Raw genomic sequence first — 22,205 nt, forward strand, 5'->3', positions numbered from 1 at the left:
CGCTTCCACGTCAGCCCTCCAAGCCTTTTACTCAAGGTATGAGTATTGGAGGGACCATGCCCGAATCACTGCAATCCAGCACCGACGTTATAGAGATCCAGATCGCCAGCCAGCGCCAACGCACCGCCGTGCGCGCCGTGCGACGAGCCGACCGGCAGCTGCTGTGGCAACTACTGTTCGACACCGCGGAAGAGGCCTTAAAATTCGCCACCAATTGCCGCGCCAGCGAACAACCGGTAACGGCCCACAAGGCCTGCGAGCTGGCGGGATGAAATTGATGGGCACGTCGCTTCGCTTTGCCCATCCTACAATTACACATTCGTAGGATGGGCAAAGCGAAGCGTACCCATCGGAAGCGCCAAATCGAGGAGCCAATAACAACACCATGTCCAAGCCAGAACAATTCTTCCAGCACCTGCGCGACGAACTGCAACAGATAGAGGCGGACGGTCTCTACAAGCGCGAGCGCATCATCACCTCCCAGCAGGCCGCACAGATACAGGTCAACAACGACACCGAAGTGCTGAACTTCTGCGCCAACAACTACCTGGGCCTGGCCAACCACCCGGACCTGATCCAGGCGGCCAAGGACGGTCTCGACCAGTACGGCTTCGGTATGGCGTCGGTGCGCTTTATCTGTGGCACCCAGGACATCCACAAGGCGCTGGAGTCGCGCCTGTCGGAATTCCTGCGCACCGAGGACACCATCCTCTACACGTCGTGTTTCGACGCCAACGGCGGCCTCTTCGAAACCCTGCTGGGGCCGGAGGATGCCATCGTCTCCGATGCCCTGAACCACGCCTCCATCATCGACGGCGTGCGCCTGTGCAAGGCCAAGCGCTACCGCTACGCCAACAACGACATGGCCGAGCTGGAAGCCCGCCTGAAGGAAGCCGACGCCGAGGGCGCCAAGACCAAACTGATCGCCACCGACGGCGTCTTCTCCATGGACGGCGTCATCGCCAACCTGAAAGCCATCTGCGATCTGGCGGACAGGTACGACGCCCTGGTGATGGTGGACGACTCCCACGCAGTGGGCTTCCTCGGCGAGCACGGCCGCGGCACCCACGAGTACTGCGATGTGATCGACCGCATCGACATCATCACCGGCACCCTGGGCAAGGCCCTGGGCGGCGCCTCCGGCGGTTTCACCTCCGGGCGCAGGGAAATCGTCGACCTGCTGCGCCAGCGCTCGCGCCCCTACCTCTTCTCCAATTCTGTGGCACCGGCGATCGTGACCGCATCGCTGAAAGTGCTGGACATGCTGATGGAGGGCGGCGAGCTGCGGGAGAAACTGCGCGAGAACTCCGCCTATTTCCGCAAGCGCATGAGTGAAGCCGGCTTTACCCTGGCCGGCGCCGACCACCCGATTATCCCGGTGATGATCGGCGACGCCGCCCTGGCCCAGCAGATGGCCGACAAGATGCTCGAGCGCGGCATCTATGTGATCGGCTTCTTCTACCCGGTGGTGCCCAAGGGCCAGGCCCGCATCCGCACCCAGATGTCCGCCGCGCACACCCAAGAGCAGCTCGATCAGTGCATCGATGCCTTTGTGGCAGTGGGCAAAGAGCTGAACATCATCTGATCCAACATTTTTCGCGGCCAACGGCCGCGATAGATCCCGAACGCAGGCACAGACTCGTAGGAGCGGCCGTTGGCCGCGATCAAACTATCCGCACGGCACAACCCAATGAAAGCACTCTCAAAATTAAAATCCGAACCGGGCATCTGGCTCACCGAAGTCGAGCCCCCTACCCCGGGTCACAACGACCTTTTAATCAAAATTCGCAAGACCGCCATCTGCGGCACCGACATGCATATCTACCATTGGGACGAGTGGTCGCAGAAAACCATTCCGGTGCCCATGGTCGTCGGCCACGAATACGTGGGCGAAGTGGTGGGGATGGGCCAGGAAGTGGCGGGTTTCGAAATCGGCGACCGCGTCTCCGGTGAGGGCCACATCACCTGCGGCCACTGCCGCAACTGCCGCGCCGGCCGCCGCCACCTGTGCCGCAACACCTACGGCGTGGGCGTCGACCGCCAGGGCGCCTTTGCCGAATACCTGGTTATCCCGGCCCTGAACGCCTTCAAGATCCCGGACAATATCTCCGACGACCTGGCCTCCATCTTCGATCCCTTTGGCAATGCGGTGCACACGGCACTGTCCTTCGACCTGGTGGGCGAGGACGTACTGATCACCGGCGCCGGCCCCATCGGCATCATGGCCGCGGCGGTCGCCCGCCACGTGGGCGCGCGCCATGTGGTGATCACCGATATCAACGACTACCGCCTCGACCTGGCAAAGAAAATGGGCGCGACCCGCGCGGTCAACGTCAGCAGGGAAAAACTACCGGAGGTAATGCAGGAAATCGGCATGACCGAGGGCTTCGACGTGGGCCTGGAGATGTCCGGCGTGCCGGTCGCCTTCCGCGATATGCTCGAGGCAATGAACCACGGCGGCAAGATCGCCATGCTCGGCATCCCCTCCGGTGAAATGGCCATCGACTGGAGCAAGGTGATTTTCAAGGGCCTGATCATCAAGGGCATCTACGGCCGCGAAATGTTCGAGACCTGGTACAAGATGGCCAGCCTGATCCAGTCCGGCCTGGACCTGACCCCGATCATCACCCACCAGTTCAGCATCGACGACTTCCAGAAAGGTTTTGACACCATGGGCTCCGGCGAGTCCGGCAAGGTGATCCTGAACTGGCAGTAACCCCCATCTCCGCAGGCGGGCCACAGGCCCGCCCTCCTCTTCCCAACGTGAAAAACTTCCCATTTGGCGAAAGCCTGTTTCCGCTCGTCTCGTAGCTGCTGGACAGCTCTCTGCCCGCTCTCTAATCTTGGACGTGTCGATTTCTAACGAAAAAAACTTTCGACAAGGGAGCAGCAGGAAGTGAATGCCAGACTGATTATCCAATCCATCACCGCAGCCCTGGTCGCCGTCTCGACACTTTGGGCCACAACGACAGCAGCCGCTGAAGCCGGGCCCGCCAGTCGCGCGGAGGCCACGAAAATCCTGGCCGACCTGCGCCGCATCGTCACAGAGAACGGCGTCGAGCGCCTGGAGAAAATCCGTATCGGCGGTATCGACCAGTGGATCTCCATCCGCGGCACCGATCGCCGCAATCCGATACTGCTGATGCTGCACGGCGGCCCCGGCTATGTATCCATGCCCACCAGCTGGTATTTCCAGCGCGGCTGGGAGGAGTATTTCACCGTGGTGCAGTGGGACCAGCGCGGCGCGGGCAAGACCTATGCCGCCAACGATCCGGAAAAGATAGCCCCCACCCTGACGATTCCGCGCATGGTTGCCGATACCGAAGAGCTGATCGGCTGGCTGCGCAGGGAGTTCGACAGGGAGCGCATCTTCGTTCTCGGGCACTCCTGGGGATCGGTGCTGGGCCTGACAATGGCGCAGCGGCACCCGGACTGGCTGCATGCCTATATCGGTATGGGACAGGGCACCGACGTGCCCGAAAGCGAGCGCCGTGGCTGGCACTTTGCGATGGAGCGGGCGCGCGCGGACAGCAACCAGAAAGCCATCGAGGAGCTGGAATCCATCGCCCCCTATGCCGAAGAGGGGAAGTCGATCTCGCTCAGGGAACTGGCCATTCAACGCAAATGGCTCGGCTACTACGGTGGCGCAGTACACGGACGCAGGAACGGCAGTCACGAAGCCGCGGCGGCGGCCCTGGCCCCTGAATACAGCGATGCCGATCTGAAGGCCATGTGGGAGGGCAACGAGCTGTCCGAATCGCTGCTGCTTTCCGAGGTAGTGAGCCTGGACCTGAGCACAATCGACGAGCTGGGCTGCCCGATCATCCTCCTGAACGGCCGCCACGATTACAATGTGTCATCCAGGGTGGCCGCGGAGTGGTTCGAGCGGCTGAAGGCGCCGTCGAAAGAGCTGGTCTGGTTCGAACACTCGGCGCACGACATCATGAACGAGGAACCCGGCAAGGTGCTGGTCTCACTGGTGCAGTATGCCCGCCCGATTGCCGAGCGCGCCGGTGATGTGGCGCCGCGTTAACAGCCGGGGAAAGGCAATTGGAAGAACTGCTGCAGAGAGTGCGCGGGCGCAAGCTGCAGATTGCGGCGCTGGATGTCGCCGAGACCAATCCCCGCGCGCAATATTTCTATGAACGCCTGGGCTTTTCCGCGAAATCCTCGAGAAAAGCCCGGCTGCAATCGAGGTTTGGCCGAGTTCCTGACCACGTCCATATGGAACTTCTATTGAGCCGAAGCGGGCATTAGACATAACAGCAGGAGGCTACTGCCCACCTCTGCCCGTGGCCGTCAGCGAATCAGTGATACCTGCCGGTCATAGGTGTAGGTCTGCAGCCCGAAATGACCGTAGGTGTAGGTATAGGTGGCGTTTTCGCCGGCAATCCGGCTCGAGTGCACACCGCCCATGGTACAGTAGCCGGTGGCGCAGACTATCTGATCCGACCAGCTCTTGATCGAGTAGACGCGACTGGCGATATTTTTGCCGTAGAGCCAGTCGAGAAACGGACTGGATACCGACAGGCCGTTGCTGCCGCAGGTGCTGTTGTAGACGTTGAACGGATAGGTGCCGCAACTCCACAGGCCGCGATAGGCGCCGGCCACGCCGACAAAGGCGTCCACCTTGTTCTGCACACCCAGCTTGATGACCTGCTGGGCCGCCAGGGTAACGCCCATCGAGTGGCCTATCACATCGATCCTGCCGGTGCAGGATGCAGCAATTGCGTTACTAATCGCATCGCGCACCGGCGTCTCCTCCGAGCCGCTGTGATCGTTGCAGGCGGCGCAGCTCTTCGAGCCCCAGCTGGGCCGGTAGACCTGCCCACTGCTGTAACCCTGGTTCAGCAGGTGCTGGTAGGTATTGTTCCAGTCCGACGGCTGGCCGGTATTGCCGTGCACCAGCACCACATTGTCGACACAGGCCGCCTGCAGGCCCGCACTGGCGACCGCAAGGACCAGCGCCAGCAGGAATCGCACTGCGCCTCGACAGCCATTACCCATATAATTTTTCTTCATTATTTTTCTCTCTCGCTATTGCCGTTCCCGACTGCGGGGAGCAGCGGGAGCGGCGCCGGTGGGTGTCAGCCCGACAGCATCGCTCGTACAGCGGAGACGAAACGGACAGTCGCCGCACCACTCTGGGGCAAGTTTCCGCCCCCGACCATTCGACCAAGGTCGGAAGCTTCCGCTCACTTCTATCCGATCCATGGAATCGTCGCCAAGCGGCGGACCTGTCGGTAATTGCCCCACCGGCACACAAGCTCCCCATTAGCTTCTAGACTGTCTTCACAGGTCACCCGAACATGAATTGCACGCCAGTGCGCCGTGACCCATACAGCCGCGGCTGACAATCGCAGAGGATCACATCATGAACACCCAGTTTCGCTTACTGTTGGGCGCAGCAGCCATCTTCCTGACCGGTGTCGCCCAGGCCGATATCACCATCGATATGCACGCGGCGGACAAGAGTGGCGTGGGCACGTCCATCGGCCAGATAGTGGCTACCGAGACCAAGTACGGGGTGGTGTTTACTCCCTCCCTGAAAGGCCTTTCTCCGGGCCTGCACGGTTTCCATGTGCACCAGAACCCCAGCTGTGAACCCATGGAGAAAGAGGGAGCGATGGTCCCGGCCCTGGGCGCCGGCGGTCACTACGACCCGGCCAAGACCAATCGACACAGTTTTCCCTGGGGCACCGGCCACCTCGGCGACCTGCCCGCGCTGTTCGTGGATGCTGCGGGCAATGCCACGCACCCGGTGCTGGCGCCGCGCCTCAAACTCTCCGACCTCAAGGGGCGCGCATTGATGATCCACAGTGGCGGCGACAACTATTCGGATACCCCGAAACCGCTCGGTGGCGGCGGCGCGCGGGTGGCCTGTGGCGTAATTCCATAGCCGGCGGCGGATGTCCGGGAAACCGGACATCCTTCCTGCGAAGAAGGCGCGCCAATGAAGAGAATGATCGGGCTGTTGATATTTGTACTGCTGTTGCTCGGCCTCGCCGGCTACCTGCAATATTGCACCAAGGAGCGGCGGGAACAGGGTTCCGAACAACAGGTCCAGTAGCTGGCCCTCTTGGCTGCCACTAGGCGAGGCCCTGCTGCTGTTAGTGGCCGTCCGGGACAACGCCTGTGGCCGGTAAAGAGTGCCGATGAGGCTTTTTCCCGGGCGGCACCGGTGGCAGGGCCGATCAAAGCCAAGGCGCTATTTGTTCAATTTGCCAATCATCCAACTACTGCTGGTCCCCTGTACCAGCAGCGAGAAGAGCACCACCCCGAACACCATCGACTGCACAGTCCACCAGTAGGGCAACTCCACCGGAAGGGACAGCACCAACGCCACTGCAATCACACCGCGCAACCCGCCCCAACCCAGTATCAGGCGCCAGTGTTTCGGGATCGGCGGCCCGACAAAGCGCGCCAGAGGCGCCATCATAAAGATCGCCAGGGCCCGCGCGCCGACGGCGGCGGGTATGGCAATCAGCATCGACAGCCACTGGTGCGTGAACATCTCGAAGGTGATCGTCAGCCCCATGATCACGAAGACCAGTGCCGCCAAAAGCAGTCGCAACCACTCCCAGGTGGGCTCAGCGTAGGCCAGATAGGTCCCGCACTCCCGGCGCAGGCAGCTACGGGCCACTATGGCGCAGGCCATGACCGACATGATGCCGGACACATGCACCAAATACTCCGCCAGGTAGAAGCTGCCGAAGGCCGCCAGCACCAGTGTCACCAGGCCGGCGTCGGCAGAGCGGAGGAAGAGCACCACTGTCGCGGCAGCCAGTCCGCAGAGCACACCCACCGCCAGGCCGCCGAAAAAGGTTACGGCGAAAGACAGGGCGACATTGCCTGCGCCGAATAGTGGCTCGCCGGTGCTGCTACCGCCCTCCACCACACTGTGGGTCGCCATGCCCAGCACCAGACTGAACAGTACTATGGCGGCGGCGTCATTAAACAGGCTCTCGCCTTCCACCAGGGTCAACAGGTCTTCGTCAGCATCTCCCTGGCGCAGCTTGGTGATCACTGACACCGGATCGGTGGCGGCCAGTATTGCGCCGGTCAGCAGCGCTGCTATCCAGGGAAAACCGGTGGGGTGGTTGATACCGAAGTAGGTGAGCAGCGCGATGATCAGCGCGCAGATGATTACGCCGACCGTGGAGAACAGCAGTATCGGCCCCAGCCAGCGCTTCAGAGCCTTCGGATCTATCTGCCAGGCGGCCTCGAAGATCAACACCGGCAGTATCACGAAAAATACCAGCTGGTGCAGGTTCTCCGCACGCAGGCCGGTGTCGAAGTCGATCACCGGCAGCAGCAGGCCGGCGAGCACGCCGGCGATCAGGCAGCCCAGGGTATTGTCTATACGCAGTATGCGCGCCAATCCCAGGCCGATGACCGCAGCCGCGGTCAGGTAGAGACCCTGCCCCACCAGGGTGGTAATACCTTCCATTGTCGAATTCTCCTGTCCATTGCATTTGAGTGTATGCCTAGTAACACGGGCTTGCACGGCGGACACCTGCGGCTGTAAACTGTATATTTATACAGCATCAGGGATACCGGCTTGACCAACGAAGACCCCGACAACCCCGCCCGGATACACAAGGGCCGCGGCGCCGCCAGCAACCTGGCCGGGCGTTTTGTGCCCCATGTCAGTACCCGCGAGAGTGACGGCTGGCAGACGGAGGAGGAGCCCCTGGAGCGGCTGCTGACCGAAGCTATAGAGGAAAAGGCCAAGACGATTATCAGTAGCAACAGTTCGCCGGACCTTCCGTTCAGCCAGTCGATCAACCCCTATCGCGGATGCGAAAATGGTTGTGTTTATTGCTACGCCCGCCCCAGCCACGCCTATATGGACCTGTCTCCCGGCCTGGATTTCGAGAGCAGGATTTTCTTCAAGCCCAACGCCGCGGAACTGCTGGAGAAGGCACTGCGCAAACCCGGTTATCAGTGCAGCCCTATCGCCATGGGCACCAATACAGATCCCTACCAACCGCTGGAGAGAGACAAGCAGGTCACCCACCAGCTGCTGGAAACGATGCAGCGCTACAACCAGCCGGTGACCATAGTCACCAAGAGCCAGTTGATTCTGCGCGACCTGCCGCTGCTGGCGGAGATGGCGAAAGACGGACTGGCCCAGGTGGCCATCAGCGTGACCACCCTTGACAACGATCTGAAGAGAAAACTGGAACCGCGCACTGCCGGTCCCGCCGCGCGCCTGCGGGTCCTGGAGCAGCTGAGCGATGCGGGCATTCCCACCGCGGTGCTGGCGGCGCCGATGATCCCGGCATTGAATGACTGTGAACTGGAAGCCATTCTCAAGGCGGCTAAGGGCGCCGGGGCGCAGTACGCCGCCTATATACTGCTGCGCCTGCCGCACGAGGTGGCGCCGCTGTTCCGCCAGTGGCTGGCAGTGCACTATCCGGAGCGCGCCGCCCATGTAATGAGCCTGGTGCAGCAGAGCCGCGGCGGGCGCGATTACCGCAGCGACTTCGCCCAGCGCCAGGCGGGCACCGGCGTCTTCGCGCAGTTGCTGCAACAGCGCTTTCGCGTGGCCATCAGCAAGCTGGGCCTCAACCGGCGCAAGCTGGTGCTGGATTGCAGCCGCTTCTGTCCGCCGCCCCGGGCCGGCGTTCAACAGCTCCTCTTCTGAACAGCGAGCGTCTGTAGGAGAGGCCCATGGCCGCGATAGGTCTTGCCAGTTTCTCCGAACATCGATCACGGACAACAGCTGCCGGTCCCGGCAGCTGTTTGCAATCCTCGCCCGCTGGCGGACAATGGCCGCTCGCCAACAACGGAAGCAGCATCTTGAGCGACTGGTTCGTCTACCTGATACGCACGGCTAGGGGCAGCCTCTATACGGGAATCACCTGCGACGTGGAGCGCCGCTTCGCCGAACACCAGAGCGGCGGGGCCAGGGCGGCCAAGGCCCTGCGCGGGCGCGGCCCACTCAAACTGGAATTCCGGCAGGCGGTGGCGGACAGGTCCGAGGCGCTGAGACTGGAAATGCAGATCAAGAAGTGGCCGAAGGAAAAAAAAGAGGCCCTGATTGCCGGCGGTGTGGGGTTGTCACTGCCGGCAAATGGCTCAGGGCCTCAAGGGGATGGGCCAGAATGAATATCCGGCGCGCTACAGCTGACTGCTGTAAAAATCTGCTTTCAGGTCCGGCTCCGATGTGGCCGGCCCGGTAAATGCCAGTGCGGTGACAAAGATCATCGCGGTTGCAAACAAAAAACGCCTGAACATCTTTAGCACCTCTCAGTGACGACGCCTTCGCGGGCACCTGCCCTGTTTTCCTGAAGTCGCATCGCCCGAATCAGACCCACATCCACGACAATGGACCTCAGGGCATCTGCCGGAACACCGATTAGCGTCCCGACTCCGGCTTTCAATTTTTTCACTGCTCGACCTCCGGTGCATGGCGCACCATATCCGGCAGGGCCGCAGCAAATGCGCCCACGGAAACCGCCGCCGTCAGAATCAAATAGGTATCCAGCGACCTGTCCATACCCGCGGCGAAGACCACCAGTACGCCGACGAAGTAACTGGGAATATTGTCCACCCCGGTAATCCATTTCATCAGCTGGATGCTGATCGCCGCCAGGAACAGCGCCGCGGGCAGCGCCATTACGCCGAGGTTCGGATCCAGCCTGAGCGCCACCGACTGGGCGACTATCCCGAAACCGAGCCCGGTCACCGCACAGGCCAGGTTGTAGGCGCCGTCGCGCAGCGTCGATCCGCGCGTGTAGTAGGCGGCCCAGCCCCCGAGCACGGCCCATACCGGCAGGCCGCCCAGCAGACAGAGTGCGGCGGCGCCGGCCAGCAGGGCCGCCGACAGTGGGGTATTTGCCAGCCTGGAGAATCCGATCTGTTCAGCGCTGTGTTCGCTGGCTATTGCCTGACCCATTGGCCATATCCTCCCGAAATTGCCTTTGCAAAAATGCATCCCTGCTTGCCCAAAAAGATCCGAATCGTCCACAGGGGGTTGAAACCAGTTCCCGCGCGATGCCTTTCCGGCCATTGAATTCTGCACGCGGGGGAATTCCACCGGTAGCAGAGAACTTCAGGATCCTTGCCCAAAATTCCAGCCCACCGGCGAATGGCGGGCTGGAAAGAAACGGGCGCTCTAAAGCAATGTCGACGGGTTATATAAATTGGTCGTTTGGAGTCTCGCCTTTTCGACTGACAGGGGCTGTCAGCAGATGTTTTTTATCTGGGGTTCGGGCAAAATTGCCGCCCTTCCCCGTCCTGCCGGAACCCGATATGGAACTGACGATTACGCTGCTGTTGATTTTCTTTGCGGTCGCCATGCTGGCGGGCTGGGTGGACACCCTCGCCGGCGGCGGGGGCCTGATCACCCTGCCGGCGCTGCTGCTCGCCGGCGTGCCACCGGTCAGCGCACTGGCCACCAACAAGAGCCAATCGGTTGTGGGCACGTTGACGGCCAGCCTCACGCTGTTCCTGAAGGGGCACTTGCGCGGCCGCGAGCTGATTCCACTGGTGATTGCCGCCGGACTGGGCGCGGCGCTGGGCGCCTGGCTGGTGCAGCGCATCGACACGGGATGGCTGAACTGGGTGATTCCGCTGCTGCTGGTACTGGTGGCCGCCTACTTCTGGTTGACCCCGAACCTGGGCGAGGCCGAGGCGCAGGCGCGGCAGTCCGAGCGGCAGTGGACCCTTACCTGGGTGCCCGGCGTGGGCTTTTACGACGGCGTCTTCGGCCCGGGCACCGGCTCTTTCTTTGCCGCCTCCGGCGTCGCCTTTCGCGGCCAGACACTGCTCACCGCCACCATCCGCGCCAAGCTGCTGAACTTCACCACCAACGCAGTATCCCTGGTGCTGTTTGCCGCCGGCGGCAAGGTGATATGGGCCATAGGCGCGGCGATGATGGCCGGCCAGGCCCTGGGCGCCTTTATCGGCAGCCACACCATGCTGAACGGTGGGGCAAAACTGATCCGCCCGCTGGTGATCGCCATGTGCGTGCTGATGTCCCTAAGCCAGATAGCCCAGTACTTCGGCTGGATCAGCCTGAGCTGACCTGCCGCTGTTAACCGGGCGAATCGATCAACCGCGGTTTCATGATCTCCGCGATCCAGGCCATAAACACCTGCACCCTTTTCGGCAGGTGGCGGCGGTTGGCGTAGAGCAGGGAAACCGGCATGGGCGCCGGCCGGTACTGGGGCAGTATCTCCTCCAGCTCCCCCGACTGCAGGTAGGGGTGCACGCCGGCCTCGGGCACCTGGATGATGCCGAGACCTGCGATACAGGCCTCCAGGTAGGCCTCGGTGTTGTTGACCGTCACCGCTCCCTGCATCGGCAGCGACTGCGACACCTCCGGCTGCTCCGGATCCACGTATTCAAAACCGGTCGGGCGCGAACCCAGGGTCAGCACATAGTGCACCAGCTGGTGATCGGCCAGGTCGTCCAGTGTCCGCGGTGTGCCGTGCTCCGCCAGGTACTCGGTGCTGGCGCAGCTGACCATGCGGTAGTAGCCGAGCGGCCTCGCTATCAGGCTGGAGTCCTCCAGGGTGCCGACCCGCAGTACACAGTCGAAACCCTCCCGTACCACATCGACGAAGCGGTCGGTGCTGGACAGCTCCACCTCCAGGCCCGGGTGCATGCGCAGGAATTCCGGCATGCGCGGAATCACCACGTCGCGCGCCACCGGCAGCGGCATATCCACCCGCAGTCGACCGTGCAGTTCCGAAGTATCCTCGCGGAACAGGTTCTGCAGCTCGTCCATATCCGCCAGCAAATCCCGACAGCGTTCGTAGAACACCTGGCCGTCCTGGGTCATCTGTACGCTGCGGGTGGTGCGGTGCAGCAGCCGCGTGCCCAAGAGGCTCTCCAACTGCTGTATCGCACCGGAGACGCTGGCGCGGGACAGGCCCAGGTTGTCCGCGGCCGCGGTAAAGCTGCCCTGCTCCGCCACCCGCAGGTAGATTTGCATGGATTCCAGCAGTTTCATGATTACTCACCAGGATTGGTCAGAATATACGAACAGTCTAGTTAGATTTTATGCATTTATCTAACTAATCCTGATCAATAAGCTCTCTCCCGTCGATCAAGACATCACCAACGACGGGAGCTGACCATGAAACAGAAGATTGCACTGATCACCGGCGGCAGCCGCGGACTGGGCCACAACACCGCCCTGCAACTGGCGGACAAGGGCGTGGACGTGATCCTGACCTTCCACAGCCGCAAGGCGGACGCCAACAAAGTGGTCGCCGAAATCGAGCGGCGCGGCGCCCGCGCCGCCGCCCTGCAGCTGGATACCGGCGATTCCGCCGGCTTCGCCGGGTTCGCCGAGGGGCTGCGCCAACTGCTGCAGTCCCGCTGGCAGCGCGACCGGTTCGACTACCTGGTGAATAACGCCGGCATCGGCCACCACGTGCCCTTCGCGGAGACCAGCGAAGAGCAGTTCGACCAGTTAATGAACATCCACTTCAAGGGTGTTTTCTTCCTGACCCAGAGGCTGTTGCCACTGATCGCCGACGGCGGGCGCATCGTCAACCTGTCCAGCGGACTGGCGCGCTTCTCCCTGCCCGGCTACTCCGCCTATGCGGCGATGAAGGGTGCCATCGAGGTACTGAGCCGCTATATGGCCAAGGAGCTGGGCGAACGCGGCATCGCGGTGAACGTGGTCGCGCCGGGCGCCATCGAGACCGACTTCGGCGATGGCCTGGTGCGCGACAACCACGAGGTGAATGCGTTTATCGCCTCACAGACGGCGCTGGGGCGGGTGGGCCTGCCGGAGGATATCGGCGGTGTTATCGCCTCGCTGCTGTCGGAGGAGAATCGCTGGATCAACGCCCAGCGGATCGAGGCGTCCGGTGGTATGTTCCTGTAATTCAGGGAAGGTTATTTCGCGTATAGGAACGGCGGGGCGTCCGCCGTTGGCCGCGATCGATCGGTGATATCAACCACCACTGATCGCGGCCAACGGCCGCTCCTACCAGGGAATCTCGCTGCCGTCGTAATTGACAAAGCGGCCGCTGTTTTCCAGATTGGTATCCAGCAGCACCTTCTTCAAACCCGCCACACTCTCCTCCGTCGAGATCAATGCATTGGGCCCGCCCATCTCGGTCTGCACCCAGCCCGGGTGCAGTGCTATCACGCTGATACCGCGCTCGTGCAGGTCGATCGACAGGCTCTTCACCACCTGGTTCACCGCCGTCTTGGAGGAGCGGTAGATATAGCCACCGCCAGACGTATTGTCGGCGATACTGCCCACCTTGCTGCTGACCACCGCAATGACCTTGCGCTCGCTGGCGGCGACATTGCCAGCGAAGGTCTGCGCCATCATATAGGGCGCTATGGTGTTGGCCTCCAGCACCCGGCGCCACTCGTCCAGATCCACATGGCCGAACCCCACGCCCTTGGGGCCGTAGTAGCCGGCGTTATTCAGCAGGATATCGATCGGTTCGCCCTCCAGGGCCCGGGCCAGGGTCGCCATATGGTCGTAGTCGGTCACATCCAGCTGGAACAGGCGCAGGTTCGGGTACCGCTCGCGCAACGCGCGCAGCTCCGTCGCATTGGGCAGGTCCCGGCAGCAGGCCAGTACCCGCCAGCCGTCAGCGGCGAACTGGCGGCTCATTTCCAGGCCTATGCCGCGGTTGCTGCCGGTAATCAGAATGGTACCGGGCATGAGGAATCTCCGTCGGTTTGTTTATCACCTCAGCGATAATAGCAAAGCCGATGGAAATTCCTGACCGGCGAATTACTCTCCGAGCCTACATATCGGGATAGTTGGGGCCACCGCCACCTTCGGGCACCACCCAGGTAATATTCTGGGAAGGGTCCTTGATATCGCAGGTCTTGCAGTGCACACAGTTCTGCGCATTGATCTGGAAGCGCGGCTCACCCTCATCCTCGATAATTTCGTACACCCCCGCCGGGCAGTAGCGCTGGGCCGGCTCGTCATACAGGGACAGGTTTTCCCCCAGAGGAACATCGGCATTCCAGAGGCGCAGATGTACCGGCTGGTCCTCCTCGTGATTGGTGTTGGACAGGAACACCGAGGAGAGCTTGTCGAAACTGATCTTGTTGTCCGGCTTCGGGTAGTCGATCTCCGCACACTCCCTCGCCGGTTTCAGTCGCGCATAGTCCGGCTGCGGATCGCCCAGGGTCCAGGGCAGTCTGCCGCGGAACAGGTTCAGGTCCACGAACGCATAGGCGGAACCGAGTATATTGCCGAATTTGTGCTGGGCCGGGCCGAAGTTGCGCTGCGCGTACAGCTCACGATAGGCCCAGCTGTTGCGGAAAGCCGCGTCGAACGGCAGCTCGTCACCGCCTCTACCCTGCGCCAGCGCATCGACGATTATTTCGGCGGCCACCATGCCGGACTTCATCGCCGTGTGCGAGCCCTTGATCTTGGCGAAGTTCAGGGTGCCCGCATCACAGCCGACCAGCAGCGCCCCGGGCATGCTCATTCTGGGCAGCGACTGTATGCCGCCCTTGGCGATGGCGCGCGCACCATAGGCCAGGCGTCGGCCGCCCTGCAGGTATTTGCGGATCGCCGGGTGCTGCTTGTAGCGCTGGAATTCGTCGAAGGGCGACACATGGGGATTCTCGTAGCCCAGGTCGGTAATCAGGCCCAGCGCCACGCGGTTGTTTTCCAGGTGGTACAGGAAACCACCGCCGTGGGATTTGCTCTCGGACAGGGGCCAGCCGGCGCTGTGCACCACAAGGCCCTGTTGGTGCCGCTCGGGATCTATTTCCCAGACCTCCTTGATACCCAGGCCGTAGTGCTGCGGCTCGCGCCCCTCGTCCAGTTCGAAGTGTGCGATCAGCTCCTTGCCCAGATGGCCGCGGCAGCCCTCGGCAAATACCGTGTATTTCGCGTGCAGCTCGATACCCGGCATATAACCGCCCTTCTGCTCTCCGGATCGGCTTACGCCCATATCGCCGGTGGCAACACCCTTCACCGCACCCTCTTCGCTGTAGAGGACTTCGGCGGCGGCGAAGCCGGGATAGATCTCCACACCCAGGCTCTCCGCCTGCTCGCCAAGCCAGCGGCACAGGTTGCCGAGCGAGATGATATAGTTGCCGCTGTTGTGCATTGTGTGCGGCGCCAAGGATCCGGGCACCCTCAGCGATTTTTTATCATCGCGCAGCAGCAGTATTTTGTCGTGCGTCACTTCGGTGGAAAGCGGTGCGCCCATCTCCCGCCAGTCGGGGAACAGCTCGTTCAAGGCGCGGGGCTCGAACACCGCGCCGGATATAATATGTCCGCCGATTTCCGCCGCCTTTTCCACCAGGCAGACACTGATCTCCTCGCCGCGCTCCGCCGCAAGCTGTTTGATACGGACCGCGGTGGAGAGGCCGGACGGGCCGCCGCCCACTACCACCACGTCGTATTGCATGGATTCCCGTTGCATGTCTCCCCCAAATCAGTCCGCGGAGGGTTCGTTCTGCATAAAGCGCAGCTTGTGCCAATCGGTGCTGCCGAACTGAAACTGGAAAGTCGTCAGCCGCTTGAAGAAGTGGCCCACATCCAGCTCGTCGGTGACGCCGATGCCGCCGTGTAGCTGCACCGCCTCCTGGCCCACCTTGCGCGCCGCCACGCCTATACGGCACTTGGCCGCGGACACGGCCTTCGGCGCTACGCCGTCGTTGGCGTCCAGCTGCATGGCCGCCATATACAGGATGGATCTGGCCTGCTCGCACTCGATAAACATGTCTGCCATGCGGTGCTGCAGCGCCTGGAATTTTGCGATGGGCACGCCGAACTGCTTGCGGGTCCTGGCGTACTCGACGGTTTTCTGCAGGGTCACTGACATGGCCCCCACCGCCTCGGCGCAGACCGCCAGGGTGGCGCGGTCGACGATCTTCTCTATCGCCGCCAGGGCCACGCCCTCCTCCCCGAGCAGACAGGCCGCGGGCACCGCAACCCTGTCGAAACTGATTTCCGCGGCGCGCCGGCCGTCGACGGTGGCGTAGCCGCGGCGGCTGACGCCCTCGGCACTGGCATCGATCAGCAGCAGGCTGATGCCGTCGCGGTCGCGCCGTGCGCCGCCGGTGCGCACCGCCACCAGCAGCTGGTCCGCCGCCTCGCCGTTCAACACCACGGATTTCTGCCCGCTGACGATATACCGGTCGCCGCTGCGGTCGGCGGTGGTGGCCACATTGTTCAGCTCGTAGCGGCTCTGCGGCTCGGCGAAAGCGAAGGCCAGCTGCAACTGCCCCTGCATAATGCCGGCAAGCAGCTCCTCCTTCTGGCTGTCATTGCCGCATTCAGCAACCAGGCCGCCGGCCAGCACCGCGCTGGCGAGAAACGGCTCCACCAGCATGCCCTTGCCAAACTCCTCCATAACCACCATCAGGTCGGTGGCGGAGCCGCCCAGGCCGCCGTCCTCCTCGCTGAAGGGCACCATCAGCCAGCCCAGCTCTGCGAACAGCTGCCAGTGCTCGCTGCTGAAGCCCTGCGGGCTTTCAATGATTCTTCTGCGGCTGTCGAAGTCGTAGTCCTGCTGGATAAATTTGCCGACGCTGTCCTGCAGCATCTGCTGTTCTTCGCTGTAGGAAAAATTCATAATACACCCTTCCCTTACAGGCCCAGTACGGCCTTGCAGATAATGTTTTTCTGGACTTCGTTACTGCCGCCGTAGATGGACGCCTTGCGGTTGTTGAAGTAGCGCGGCGCTGCGTTGGCCGCGGTACCCGGGCCCACGGGTTCGCCGTCGAAGCCGTCCATAAACTGTTCCCTGACGAAGGGCAGGCTATAGTTGCCGGCCACTTCCACAAAGAGTTCGTCGATCAGCTGCGCCACCTCGCTGCCCTTGATCTTCAGGATCGAGGACTCGGGTCCCGGCGCCTTGCCGGTGCTGACCGAGGCCAGGGTGCGCAGCTCGGTGTACTCCAGGGCCAGCAGCTCCAACTCCACCTCGGCCAGCTTCTGCGCGAAGGCGCTGTTCTGCAGCAGGCTGCCCGCGCCGTCGGCGGTCTCCGCGGCAAGTTCCTTGAGTTGCTTCAGGCGCTGCTTGGACTGCGCCACCCGCGCGATGCCGGTGCGCTCGTGGGTCAGCAGCACCTTGGCGTAGGTCCAGCCCTTGCCCTCCTCGCCGATGCGGTTTGCCACCGGTACCCGCACATTGTCGAAGTGCACCTCGTTCACTTCCCGGTGTCCCTCCAGGGTGATGATCGGCGAGACGGTGATGCCCGGGTCATCCATATCGATCAACAGGAAGCTGATCGCCTCCTGGTTCTTCACTTCCGGGCCGCCGGTGCGCACCAGACAAAAGATCCAGTCGGCGTAGTGACCCAGGGTGGTCCAGGTCTTGGTGCCGTTGACCACATAGTGGTCGCCGTCGCGCACCGCGGTGGTTTTCAGCGCGGCCAGGTCGGAACCGGCGTTGGGCTCGGAGTAGCCCTGGCACCACCAGACGTTGCTGGCGAGGATATCCGGCAGGAAGCGCTGTTTCTGCTCCTCGGAGCCGTAGCTGTAGATCACCGGCGCGACCATTTTCAGGCCGAAGGGAATCACGTCCGGCGCGCCGGCGGTGGCGCACTCGTTGGCCCAGATGTATTTCTGTGTCGGCGTCCAGCCGGTGCCTCCGTACTCCACCGGCCAGTTGACACCGGCCCAGCCCTGCGCGTGCAGGATTTTCTGCCAGCGCACATAATCCTCCTTCTCCATGTGCAGGCCCTTCAGCGTCTTCTCACTGATATCCTCCGGCAGTTTTTCCTTCAGGAAGCTGCGCACCTCCTCGCGGAAGGACAGTTCTTCTTCAGTAAAATCGATATTCATTGTTTTCTCCCATCACTCGCTAGAGATGTCCGTTAAGAAACTTCCCTGACCATATTCCGCGCAATCACCATGCGCTGGATTTCCGAAGTGCCCTCGTAGAGGCGGAACAGGCGCACGTCGCGGTAGAAGCGCTCCACCGCGTACTCGGAGATATAACCGGAACCGCCGTGGATCTGCACCGCGCGGTCTGCCACCCGGCCGACCATTTCCGTCGCGAAGAGTTTGCAGCAGGAGGCCTCGGTGCTGCTGCGTTCACCGGCATCGCGCCGGCGCGCAGCGTCCAGCACCATACATTTGGCTGCGTAGGCCTCGGTGCGCGAGTCCGCCAGCATGGCCTGGATCATCTGGTGTTCGGCGATGGGCACGCCGAACTGTTTGCGCTCCACGGCGTAATTGAGCGCATCGTCGATCAGCCGCTCGGCGGTGCCGACGGAGAGCGCGGAGATATGCAGGCGGCCGCGGTCCAGCACCTTCATCGAGGTGATAAAGCCCTCGCCCTCTTTGCCGCCGATCAGGTTTGCCGCCGGCACCCGCACATCGTCGAAGATCACATCGCAGGTATAGGAGCCCGCCTGGCCCATCTTCTTGTCCTTCGCGCCGAGGGAAACACCTGGCGTGCCCGCGTCGACGATAAATGCCGATACCCCACGGGCACCGGGGATATCCGGGTTGGTTCGCGCCATCACGGTAAAAGTACCGGCGCGGGGTGCATTGGTGATAAACCGCTTGGTGCCATTCAGTACATAGAAGTCGCCATCGCGACGGGCGCTGGTTTTTACCGAGGCTGCATCGGAGCCGACGTCCGGCTCGGTCAGGCAAAAGGAGCCGATCAGCTCGCCGGACGCGTAACGCGGCAAGTACCTGGTCTTCTGCGCCTCGGTGCCGTCTAAGACGATGGCCGCGGAGCCGATACCGTTATTGGTACCGATCAGCGAGCGGAAGGCCGGCGAAGTGCGCCCCAGCTCCATCGCCACCAGGGCTTCCTCTTCCATGGTGAGCCCCAGGCCGCCGAACTCCTCGGGAATCGTCAGTCCGAACAGGCCCATTTCGCGCATTTCGGCGATGATCTCTTCCGGAATCGCATCTTCCTCCGCGACCCGCGCTTCCGCCGGTACCAGTCGCTCGCGCACGAAGCGGGCGATGGTATCCAGCAGTTGCTGCAGTATCTCCCCGTCTCGAATCACCTTCTCCTCCCCTGGGCACACGCCAGCAGGCGTGCACTTGCCATTTATGCCTATTGAAAAATTCTCCAGATGCGATAACAATAGCATGACATACCGCAGAGCGGAACACTAACGTCAAAATAATAACAATCCGTACCGAATAAGGGCAAAGGAGGGAGAAAATTGGAAGCTAGAACTGACCACCTATCTGGGGCATCGCTGCTCACACGGGAGGATCTGGAGCGATTCGAGGCGGTGCCCTTGCGGCAGCGCTATCCCTGGCAGTCCAGTTACGAACTGCTGAGCCACGCCGCGCGGAAATTCGGCGATGACCCCGCGCTGTCCTACCTGCCCACGGCAGTGCGCGACGAAGAGCCCGTTCATATCAGCTATCGCCAACTGCTGGGTCGGGTGCAGCAGATGGCCAACCTGCTACACGCACTCGGCCTCGGTGTGGAAGACGCGGTGGCCATACTGCTGCCGATGATTCCCCAGACCCATATCGCCCTGTGGGGCAGCCAGGCGGCGGGCATTGCCAGCCCCATCAACCCGATGCTGGAACCGGAGCATATCGCCGAGATCATCAATACCACCGGTGCAAGGGCGCTGGTGGCGCCCGGTCCGGAAGACAGCGCGGAGATGTGGCAGAAAGTCCAGCACATCGGCACACTGGCCCCGGGGCTGGAGCACCTGATACTGGTGCGCCGCGACAACACAGCCCCGCTGCCGGAATGTGGAGCGCTGCAGGTGACCGACCTGAACGAGGCCCTGTCCGGTCAACCCGCAGATCGACTGGTGAGCAACCGCCAGTTTCGCGCCGAAGACATCGCGGCCTATTTCCACACCGGAGGCACTACCGGCCGCCCCAAGGTGGCCCGCCTGACCCACGGCAATATTGCCTTCGTAGCCCAGAGCTATGCCGAACGCACCGCCGAAAAGGGGCGTTTCACCACTTTGGCGGCACTGCCCCTGTTCCATATCTACGGCACCGTACCTGCGGGCATGGCCGCCCTCTTCGCCGGCCGCAGCCTGCTGATGATGACCGCCACCGGGTTCCGCAATCCCAATGTCATCCAGAACTGCTGGCACCATGTGGCGCGATTCCAGATCAAGGGTTTTGCCACAGTTCCCACGGTGCTGGCGCTCCTGCTGAAGGTGTCGGCGGATGGCGAGGACATCCGTTGCCTGCAAGACATCACCAGCGGCTCCGCGCCGCTGCCGCTGGGTCTCAAGGCGGCCTTCGAAAAGAAATTCCGGGTACCGGTCATCAATGGCTACGGCATGACCGAATCCACCGGCATTCTGAACCGACCGTTTGGCGGCTGCGAGGTACCGGCAGGCAGCGTGGGCATGCGCCTGCCATATATGGAAATTAAAGTGGCCGACCTGGACGGCAACCGCATCCGCCGCAGCTGCGACGCCGGCGAAGTGGGCAGCGTGCTGGTGCGCGGCCCGCATATTTTTGCCGGCTACCTCAACCCCACTGACAACGACAAAGTCTGGGTGGAGCACCGTTGGTTCAATACCGGCGATCTGGGATTTCTCGACGCCGCCGGCAACCTGACCCTCACCGGCCGCGCCAAGGACCTGATTATCCGCGGCGGCCACAATATTGACCCCGCACTGATAGAAGATCCTCTGTGCCGTCATCCGGCGGTGGCCATGGCCGTGGCCATTGGCCAGCCGGACGCTGAAGTGGGGGAACTGCCGGTTGCCTTCGTGACACTTTCCGCAGCAAATGTGACCGGGGAAGCGCTGCTGGAATACTGCCGCGAACACATTTCCGAACGCGCCGCGGTGCCCAAGCGCATCGAAATCATCGAGGAGATGCCGCTGACCGCGGTGGGCAAGGTGTTCAAGCCCGAGCTGCGCAACCGCGCCACTGAATTCGCACTCGGGGCGACACTGCAAAACGCGGATATCGAAGCGCGGGTATGCGCGTGGCACGACCAACAGCGCGGCCTGGTTGCCTCGGTTGCACTGGCCAGGACCGACCTGCGCCCGCGGGCCGAAAAACTGTTGCGCGGCTTTCCGCTGGCGCTCGAATTCCAAGACTGACTTATTCCGGGAAGGAGAAATCACCCATGTCACAAGCATTTATATACGACGGCGGCCGCAGCGCCTTCGGCCGCCACGGCGGCTGCCTCTCGGGTGTGCGCCCGGACAACCTGCTCGCCCACGTGATCAAAACCCTCGTCGAGCGCAACAGCTTTGCCCCGGAATTGTATGAGGACGTGATCGCCGGCAGCACCAACCAGGCCGGCGAAGACAGTCGCAACGTCGCCCGCTTTGCCAGCCTGCTCGCTGGCCTGCCGCTCGAATGCGGCGGCCTCACCGTGAACCGCCTGTGCGGTTCCGGCCTCGCAGCCACCCTCGATGCCGCGCGCTGCGTGCAGACCGGCAACGGCGAACTGTTCGTTGCCGGTGGTGTGGAATCCATGAGCCGCGCGCCGCTGGTGGTCTCCAAGGCGAACAGCCCCTTCGACCGCAATCAGGTGATGGCCGACACCACCATGGGCGCGCGCTTTACGAACCCGGACATAGTCGCGCAGTTCGGCGGCCACAGCATGCCCGAGACGGCGGACAACATCGCCGCAGACCTCGGCATTACCCGCGAGGAAAGTGACCGCTTCGCCGCGGCCTCCCAGGAAAAATACGAGGCCGCGCTCCGGGACGGATTCTTTGCCGAAGAGATCATTCCGCTTGAAGTGTCCGCCGGCCGCAAGAAACCTCCGGTACTCGTGGACGCCGACGAACACCCGCGTCCCGGCACCGATATGGCCGCCCTGTCCAGGCTCCGCAACCTGTTCGAAGGCGGTGTGGTGACCGCGGGTAACGCGTCCGGCATCAACGACGGCGCAGCCGCACTGCTGATTGGCAGCGAGCAGGCCGGCAAGGCCGCCGGCATAGCACCGCGCGCGCGTATCATCGCCGGTGCCATTGCCGGCGTCGAGCCGCGGGTAATGGGCCTGGGCCCAGTGCCCGCCACCCGCAAGGCCCTGGCCCGCGCCGGCCTCACCCTCGATGACATGGATGTCATGGAATTCAATGAGGCATTCGCCACCCAGGCCCTGGGCTGCCTCAAGCTGCTGGAACTCGACAGCGACGACCCGCGCATCAATCCCAACGGTGGTGCCATTGCCGTGGGCCACCCGCTGGGCGCCTCCGGCGCGCGCATTATTTACACCGCGCTGCGCCAGCTGGAGCGCAGCGGTGGGCGCTACGGGCTGGCCACCATGTGTATCGGCATAGGCCAGGGGATTGCGGTGGTGATCGAGCGCCTTTAACAACCA

At 62.6% G+C, this 22,205-nt stretch carries 21 protein-coding genes; 12 read left to right on the forward strand and 9 right to left on the reverse strand.

What is annotated here, in order from left to right; translation table 11 throughout:
- Positions 1 to 56: 56 nt before the first annotated feature.
- From AC6R19_RS00055 to AC6R19_RS00075, 5 genes are all read left to right on the forward strand, one after another.
- On the forward strand, positions 57 to 272 hold the full coding sequence (locus AC6R19_RS00055; protein WP_500577425.1) for a hypothetical protein: 216 nt from the start codon (positions 57 to 59) through the stop codon (positions 270 to 272).
- 113 nt (positions 273 to 385) lie between these two features.
- The gene (locus AC6R19_RS00060) at positions 386 to 1,585 is read left to right on the forward strand and encodes a glycine C-acetyltransferase (protein WP_500577426.1); all 1,200 of its coding nucleotides are present in this window, start codon (positions 386 to 388) and stop codon (positions 1,583 to 1,585) included.
- Positions 1,586 to 1,690: 105 nt separating this feature from the next.
- Positions 1,691 to 2,716: an L-threonine 3-dehydrogenase gene (gene tdh / locus AC6R19_RS00065; RefSeq protein WP_500577427.1), complete on the forward strand. Its 1,026-nt coding sequence runs from the start codon at positions 1,691 to 1,693 to the stop codon at positions 2,714 to 2,716.
- Positions 2,717 to 2,896: 180 nt separating this feature from the next.
- A complete protein-coding gene (locus tag AC6R19_RS00070; RefSeq protein ID WP_500577428.1) occupies positions 2,897 to 4,033 on the forward strand; it encodes an alpha/beta fold hydrolase in 1,137 nt (378 codons plus the stop codon).
- Positions 4,034 to 4,050: 17 nt separating this feature from the next.
- Positions 4,051 to 4,257 (forward strand): GNAT family N-acetyltransferase, encoded by a 207-nt coding sequence (locus AC6R19_RS00075; RefSeq protein WP_500577429.1) that lies wholly within the window; start codon positions 4,051 to 4,053, stop codon positions 4,255 to 4,257.
- Between the two features lie 42 nt (positions 4,258 to 4,299).
- On the opposite strand, the gene AC6R19_RS00080 is transcribed toward AC6R19_RS00075, so the two are convergent.
- Entirely contained in the window at positions 4,300 to 5,022 is a 723-nt protein-coding gene (locus AC6R19_RS00080; protein ID WP_500577430.1) for an alpha/beta fold hydrolase, read from the reverse strand.
- A 352-nt stretch (positions 5,023 to 5,374) separates the two neighbouring features.
- On the opposite strand from AC6R19_RS00080, the gene sodC reads away from it, so the two are divergent.
- On the forward strand, positions 5,375 to 5,899 hold the full coding sequence (gene sodC, locus AC6R19_RS00085; protein ID WP_500577431.1) for a superoxide dismutase [Cu-Zn] SodC: 525 nt from the start codon (positions 5,375 to 5,377) through the stop codon (positions 5,897 to 5,899).
- A 309-nt stretch (positions 5,900 to 6,208) separates the two neighbouring features.
- On the opposite strand, the gene AC6R19_RS00090 is transcribed toward sodC, so the two are convergent.
- Positions 6,209 to 7,450, reverse strand: a complete 1,242-nt coding sequence (locus AC6R19_RS00090) for a cation:proton antiporter (protein WP_500577432.1) — start codon at positions 7,448 to 7,450, stop codon at positions 6,209 to 6,211.
- A gap of 111 nt (positions 7,451 to 7,561) precedes the next feature.
- Here AC6R19_RS00090 and AC6R19_RS00095 point away from each other — a divergent pair, with 111 nt between their 5' ends.
- On the forward strand, positions 7,562 to 8,650 hold the full coding sequence (locus AC6R19_RS00095) for a PA0069 family radical SAM protein (protein WP_500577433.1): 1,089 nt from the start codon (positions 7,562 to 7,564) through the stop codon (positions 8,648 to 8,650).
- Between the two features lie 155 nt (positions 8,651 to 8,805).
- Entirely contained in the window at positions 8,806 to 9,114 is a 309-nt protein-coding gene (locus AC6R19_RS00100; protein ID WP_500577434.1) for a GIY-YIG nuclease family protein, read from the forward strand.
- Positions 9,115 to 9,394: 280 nt separating this feature from the next.
- Here the strand turns inward: AC6R19_RS00100 and AC6R19_RS00105 are convergent, their stop codons facing one another.
- Positions 9,395 to 9,904: a DUF1097 domain-containing protein gene (locus tag AC6R19_RS00105; protein ID WP_500577435.1), complete on the reverse strand. Its 510-nt coding sequence runs from the start codon at positions 9,902 to 9,904 to the stop codon at positions 9,395 to 9,397.
- 356 nt (positions 9,905 to 10,260) lie between these two features.
- Here AC6R19_RS00105 and AC6R19_RS00110 point away from each other — a divergent pair, with 356 nt between their 5' ends.
- Positions 10,261 to 11,034, forward strand: a complete 774-nt coding sequence (locus AC6R19_RS00110) for a TSUP family transporter (protein ID WP_500577436.1) — start codon at positions 10,261 to 10,263, stop codon at positions 11,032 to 11,034.
- A 10-nt stretch (positions 11,035 to 11,044) separates the two neighbouring features.
- Here AC6R19_RS00110 and AC6R19_RS00115 read toward each other — a convergent pair whose 3' ends face one another.
- A complete protein-coding gene (locus AC6R19_RS00115; RefSeq protein ID WP_500577437.1) occupies positions 11,045 to 11,965 on the reverse strand; it encodes a LysR family transcriptional regulator in 921 nt (306 codons plus the stop codon).
- Between the two features lie 126 nt (positions 11,966 to 12,091).
- On the opposite strand from AC6R19_RS00115, the gene AC6R19_RS00120 reads away from it, so the two are divergent.
- Positions 12,092 to 12,850, forward strand: a complete 759-nt coding sequence (locus AC6R19_RS00120) for an SDR family NAD(P)-dependent oxidoreductase (protein WP_500577438.1) — start codon at positions 12,092 to 12,094, stop codon at positions 12,848 to 12,850.
- A gap of 102 nt (positions 12,851 to 12,952) precedes the next feature.
- Here the strand turns inward: AC6R19_RS00120 and AC6R19_RS00125 are convergent, their stop codons facing one another.
- The 5 genes from AC6R19_RS00125 to AC6R19_RS00145 all read right to left on the reverse strand — a co-directional run bounded on the left by AC6R19_RS00125 (position 12,953) and on the right by AC6R19_RS00145 (position 18,933).
- A complete protein-coding gene (locus AC6R19_RS00125) occupies positions 12,953 to 13,648 on the reverse strand; it encodes an SDR family oxidoreductase (protein WP_500577439.1) in 696 nt (231 codons plus the stop codon).
- A gap of 85 nt (positions 13,649 to 13,733) precedes the next feature.
- Positions 13,734 to 15,380: an electron transfer flavoprotein-ubiquinone oxidoreductase gene (locus AC6R19_RS00130; protein ID WP_500577440.1), complete on the reverse strand. Its 1,647-nt coding sequence runs from the start codon at positions 15,378 to 15,380 to the stop codon at positions 13,734 to 13,736.
- Positions 15,381 to 15,392: 12 nt separating this feature from the next.
- Positions 15,393 to 16,535: an acyl-CoA dehydrogenase family protein gene (locus AC6R19_RS00135; RefSeq protein WP_500577441.1), complete on the reverse strand. Its 1,143-nt coding sequence runs from the start codon at positions 16,533 to 16,535 to the stop codon at positions 15,393 to 15,395.
- Between the two features lie 14 nt (positions 16,536 to 16,549).
- A complete protein-coding gene (locus AC6R19_RS00140) occupies positions 16,550 to 17,749 on the reverse strand; it encodes an acyl-CoA dehydrogenase family protein (RefSeq protein ID WP_500577442.1) in 1,200 nt (399 codons plus the stop codon).
- A gap of 32 nt (positions 17,750 to 17,781) precedes the next feature.
- Entirely contained in the window at positions 17,782 to 18,933 is a 1,152-nt protein-coding gene (locus AC6R19_RS00145; protein WP_500577443.1) for an acyl-CoA dehydrogenase family protein, read from the reverse strand.
- A 162-nt stretch (positions 18,934 to 19,095) separates the two neighbouring features.
- On the opposite strand from AC6R19_RS00145, the gene AC6R19_RS00150 reads away from it, so the two are divergent.
- Both AC6R19_RS00150 and AC6R19_RS00155 read left to right on the forward strand, forming a co-directional pair.
- Complete coding sequence (locus AC6R19_RS00150) at positions 19,096 to 20,970, forward strand: acyl-CoA synthetase (RefSeq protein ID WP_500577444.1); 1,875 nt, start codon at positions 19,096 to 19,098, stop codon at positions 20,968 to 20,970.
- 26 nt (positions 20,971 to 20,996) lie between these two features.
- Positions 20,997 to 22,199 (forward strand): 3-oxoadipyl-CoA thiolase, encoded by a 1,203-nt coding sequence (locus AC6R19_RS00155; RefSeq protein WP_500577445.1) that lies wholly within the window; start codon positions 20,997 to 20,999, stop codon positions 22,197 to 22,199.
- Positions 22,200 to 22,205: the final 6 nt, after the last annotated feature.

It is taken from the genome of Microbulbifer sp. SE14 (assembly GCF_059834885.1).

Bases quoted from the DNA above. Each gene is read 5' to 3' on its own strand.
- AC6R19_RS00090 (WP_500577432.1), bottom strand. From the start codon at position 7,450: ATGGAAGGTATTACCACCCTGGTGGGGCAGGGTCTCTACCTGACCGCG.
- AC6R19_RS00155 (WP_500577445.1), top strand. From the start codon at position 20,997: ATGTCACAAGCATTTATATACGACGGCGGCCGCAGCGCCTTCGGCCGC.
- AC6R19_RS00140 (WP_500577442.1), bottom strand. From the start codon at position 17,749: ATGAATATCGATTTTACTGAAGAAGAACTGTCCTTCCGCGAGGAGGTG.
- sodC (WP_500577431.1), top strand. From the start codon at position 5,375: ATGAACACCCAGTTTCGCTTACTGTTGGGCGCAGCAGCCATCTTCCTG.
- AC6R19_RS00060 (WP_500577426.1), top strand. From the start codon at position 386: ATGTCCAAGCCAGAACAATTCTTCCAGCACCTGCGCGACGAACTGCAA.
- AC6R19_RS00055 (WP_500577425.1), top strand. From the start codon at position 57: ATGCCCGAATCACTGCAATCCAGCACCGACGTTATAGAGATCCAGATC.
- AC6R19_RS00135 (WP_500577441.1), bottom strand. From the start codon at position 16,535: ATGAATTTTTCCTACAGCGAAGAACAGCAGATGCTGCAGGACAGCGTC.
- AC6R19_RS00120 (WP_500577438.1), top strand. From the start codon at position 12,092: ATGAAACAGAAGATTGCACTGATCACCGGCGGCAGCCGCGGACTGGGC.
- AC6R19_RS00125 (WP_500577439.1), bottom strand. From the start codon at position 13,648: ATGCCCGGTACCATTCTGATTACCGGCAGCAACCGCGGCATAGGCCTG.
- AC6R19_RS00115 (WP_500577437.1), bottom strand. From the start codon at position 11,965: ATGAAACTGCTGGAATCCATGCAAATCTACCTGCGGGTGGCGGAGCAG.
- AC6R19_RS00110 (WP_500577436.1), top strand. From the start codon at position 10,261: ATGGAACTGACGATTACGCTGCTGTTGATTTTCTTTGCGGTCGCCATG.
- AC6R19_RS00105 (WP_500577435.1), bottom strand. From the start codon at position 9,904: ATGGGTCAGGCAATAGCCAGCGAACACAGCGCTGAACAGATCGGATTC.
- AC6R19_RS00130 (WP_500577440.1), bottom strand. From the start codon at position 15,380: ATGCAACGGGAATCCATGCAATACGACGTGGTGGTAGTGGGCGGCGGC.
- AC6R19_RS00080 (WP_500577430.1), bottom strand. From the start codon at position 5,022: ATGAAGAAAAATTATATGGGTAATGGCTGTCGAGGCGCAGTGCGATTC.
- tdh (WP_500577427.1), top strand. From the start codon at position 1,691: ATGAAAGCACTCTCAAAATTAAAATCCGAACCGGGCATCTGGCTCACC.